Source organism: Shewanella sp. Isolate7, from assembly GCF_022398425.1.
Lineage (GTDB): Bacteria > Pseudomonadota > Gammaproteobacteria > Enterobacterales > Shewanellaceae > Shewanella.
Window position 1 is genome coordinate 1 of sequence record NZ_JAKEVJ010000144.1, and the last position, 3684, is coordinate 3684.

At 46.0% G+C, this 3684-nt stretch carries 4 protein-coding genes and 1 pseudogene; 3 read left to right on the forward strand and 2 right to left on the reverse strand.

Going from position 1 to position 3684, the window contains the following annotated elements; translation table 11 throughout:
* A pseudogene (locus L1D47_RS20400) lies at positions 1-303 on the reverse strand (IS4 family transposase); the annotation flags it as partial.
* A 48-nt stretch (positions 304-351) separates the two neighbouring features.
* On the opposite strand from L1D47_RS20400, the gene L1D47_RS20405 reads away from it, so the two are divergent.
* The 3 genes from L1D47_RS20405 (at position 352) to L1D47_RS20415 (ending at position 2699) form a co-directional block, all read left to right on the forward strand.
* The gene (locus L1D47_RS20405) at positions 352-1269 is read left to right on the forward strand and encodes an IS5 family transposase (RefSeq protein ID WP_239886590.1); all 918 of its coding nucleotides are present in this window, start codon (positions 352-354) and stop codon (positions 1267-1269) included.
* A gap of 157 nt (positions 1270-1426) precedes the next feature.
* Positions 1427-1846 (forward strand): MgtC/SapB family protein, encoded by a 420-nt coding sequence (locus L1D47_RS20410; protein WP_239886591.1) that lies wholly within the window; start codon positions 1427-1429, stop codon positions 1844-1846.
* A gap of 4 nt (positions 1847-1850) precedes the next feature.
* Positions 1851-2699, forward strand: a complete 849-nt coding sequence (locus L1D47_RS20415) for a cation diffusion facilitator family transporter (RefSeq protein WP_239886592.1) — start codon at positions 1851-1853, stop codon at positions 2697-2699.
* A gap of 745 nt (positions 2700-3444) precedes the next feature.
* Here L1D47_RS20415 and L1D47_RS20420 read toward each other — a convergent pair.
* Positions 3445-3684, reverse strand: a 240-nt coding sequence (locus L1D47_RS20420) for an integrase core domain-containing protein (RefSeq protein ID WP_239882331.1), incomplete at its 5' end; no start/stop codon positions are given.

Below are 3684 nucleotides of genomic sequence, written 5' to 3' on the forward strand. Positions count from 1 at the left end.
CCAATCCACCAAAACAATGGGCATGGTGTGCTGTGTCAGTAACCACTTAGCATGCCATTGGTAGACCGCTAGTCTCTCGTGATGAAGATGATGGTTGCCGAGCAACCTGTCGATACGCTTAATCGAATGTTTGGTTTGCGCATGAGTTCCATCAATATGACGACCTAAAGCGGTCAATGTAAGACGGTCTGAATCAATGAGAGCCCGGCAGGCAACCATGAGGGTATTTAGACGCTTTTGGTGAATTTCAGGGCAATGTTGATAGAGGGATTGGGCATTGTTGCCTAAATCTAATTGAACCATTTTGCTCATCTGCGATCTGATCGTGAAAGCTTACAATCAGGTCACATCATGGGCACAGCCAAGGGCAAAATCACCAACTGGAAGCAATACAATCAAGCCTTAACTCAAAGAGGTTCGTTAACCTTTTGGATGGACGATGCTGCTATCAAGTACTGGTACAATCAAAACCCTTCTGGGCGCAGAGGCCGAAGCAATACGTGCAGTGACTCAGCCATCAGCACAGCACTCATGATGAAGGGTGTGTTTAAGTTACCTCTGCGTGCCCTGGAAGGCTTCATCAACTCGATATTTCGGCTGATGGATGTTGACCTTAAGTCGCCCGACTATAGTTGTATCAGCAAGCGAGCCAAGACGGTTGAGGTCAACTACCGCCTACGCTGTAAGGGACCTGCCAGACATATTGTGATTGACGCGACAGGGCTGAAGGTCTTCGGTGAAGGAGAATGGAAAATCCGTAAGCATGGTAAGGAAAAACGGCGTATATGGCGCAAGGTGCACTTGGCCGTTGATGCCGATACTCACGAGATAGTGAGTGCGGTCGCATCGCTGGATAACGTGCATGACAGTGAAGCACTCCCTACGCTCATTAACCCACTTCGTCGCAAGATAACGCAAGTCTCTGCCGATGGAGCCTATGATACAAAGCATTGCTACGCAGTGCTTCAGCGAAAAGGCATTACAGCCACCATACCGCCAAGAAAGAATGCAGGATATTGGCGTGGTGAGCATCCACGAAACAAGGCCGTAGATGCGCTTAAAACCGGTCAGTTAACATCGTGGAAGCATGATTGTGGCTATCATGAGCGGTCGCTGTCAGAAACAGCTATGTATCGTTATAAGCAACTCATCAGCGGCAAATTGAGCCTTCATGATTACAACGCTCAAGTCGGTGAAATTATGGCAGGGGTTGCTGCGTTGAACAAAATAAGCAGGCTAGGTATGCCTGTTCGTCAGGTAACTGGATAAATCACAGAAGAGCGCAGGGCTACTAGGTTTCTAGTACTGAATTGATCAACAAGGCCGCTTGGGTGTATCAAAAAATTAGTTTACAAGCTGAAAAACTCGAGTAGGATTAATCGTTTAATAAGCTGCGGAGTGGAGGTTATCTTTTAAAGGAGCTTCAATGTTTGAACTGGATTGGGCTTTAGAATTTAGTATGACCGGCAGGTTACTATTTGCAGGTTTTTTAGGAGCATTGATTGGGCTGGAACGTGAGTTACATAAAAATTCTACCGGTATTCGAACCTATGCAGCTATTTCTATGGGAGCTTGCACTTTCGGATTGGTGTCCATGCATGTTGATGCGCCTGATCCTGCCCGAATCGCTGCTCAGGTGGTATCAGGAATAGGTTTTATCGGGGCGGGCATTATTTTTAAGTCCGAAGATAAGATAAGCGGCTTGACTACTGCCGCAACGATTTGGGCAACAGCTGCGGTCGGCCTTGCTGTTGCTTTCAAAATGCTACTACCGATGCTGTCTGCAGTACTGCTGTTTGGATTGTTGGCGCTCCATCACCTGTCTATATTAAAGCAAAAGGAATAGAAAAATGGGAATTCATAGTCATGAGCACGGGGTAGACCGGAAATTATCCATCGCAGTTTTAATCAATGTTTTTCTAACGGTGGCTCAAGTTGTCGGGGGGGTGTTATCCGGTAGTTTGTCACTAGTTGCAGATGCCTTGCATAATTTGAGTGATGCCGGAGCAATAGTCATTGCTGTAATCGCTAGAAAAATAGGCAATAAGAATGCGAATGAGAGCATGACCTATGGCTATAAGCGCGCTGAGATTCTGGGTGTTCTTATTAATAGTACAACGTTAATTATCATTGGTATCTATCTGATATATGAGGCTTTTAACAAATTCTTTAATCCGACACCTATTGATGGTTGGATAGTGTTTTGGGTGGCTGGTGTTGCCTTGGTTATTGATATTGGTACCGCATTTCTAACCTATTCTGCTGGGGCTAGGGAAAGTATGAATATTCGAGCGGCGTTTATTCACAACGTATCCGATGCGCTGGCTTCTGTTGCGGTGATTGTCGCCGGTGTCATGATTATTCTTTATCAGCTGTATATCGTGGATGTTATTGCGACGATAGCCATATCTGTCTACGTTATTTATCACGGTATAGTATTGCTAAAAAAATGCATTTTGATTCTCATGCAGGCAGTCCCGGAGGGGATCAGTATTAATGAGATCAAATGTACTTTGAATGATATTGAAGGGGTTGATCAGGTAGAGCATGTGCATGTTTGGCAGCTAGATGAAAATAGGTTGTTTTTTGAAGGACATTTATCTTTAAGGGGGACTGATCGAACTGCTATTAAATCGGCGGTTAGGTCAGCATTAAAACAGAATTTCGGAATTACTCATTGTACTATAGAAGAAATATAGGTGAGCAATATGAGCAGGGCGAGATCGCGAACGTTTTTTGAGCTAATTCTGCCTGTGTTTCGAGCAGGGTTTGTGGGTTAAATCACCATTTCAAATGTAAGCGTCCGACAAACTGCACCTTCATATTTTAGGGAAGGTGCGAACAAGTCGTCGCACAGCTCTGGCTTTGATAGCAGCGACAGTTCAAGGCATTCAACTGAGGGCATGCCGAGGCCTGCTGAAGTTGAATAACGCCGAAATGGTGTTGCTATCAAAGCCCCGCAGGGCGAGGCTTACAGCGGTATTTGCTGCGTTACAGTTCTTGCGAAGGACTAGGGCCATTCGCTGCAAACTGTGCCTAGCATCTATCCACTTTAAGCACACGCAGAGCAAGCGCACAGCTCTGGCTTTGATAGCAGCGACAGTTCAAGGCATTCAACTGAGGGCATGCCGAGGCCTGCTGAAGTTGAATAACGCCGAAATGGTGTTGCTATCAAAGCCCCGCAGGGCGAGGCTTACAGCGGTATTTGCTGCGTTACAGTTCTTGCGAAGGACTAGGGCCATTCGCTGCAAACTGTGCCTAGCATCTATCCACTTTAAGCACACGCAGAGCAAGCACGGGACTTATTCGCACCTTCCTTAGCTATCAGCCACCATCATTGTTCTTCTGATTTATAGGAGGACAATATGTTTAATAACAGTACCCGGCTTGATGTCACTTTGATATGCGGCATCACTGATATGCGCAAGTCGATAGATGTAGTGGTCAACTAAAATTGGCCACGGTTTTGTATTCAAGCCAGTATCTTCGCTCTGACTCATTGGGTGTCAGCCCACCGTTATATTGATGTGGTCTCAGCTGACTGTAATACCCCGTCACATATCGCGAAATTTCACTCTTAGCCTCACCGATATCCCGATAGCCGGTCATCGGTATCCATTCTGTTTTTAAGCTTCTAAAGAAGCGCTCCATCGGGCTGTTGTCCCAGCAGTTTCCTCGTCGACT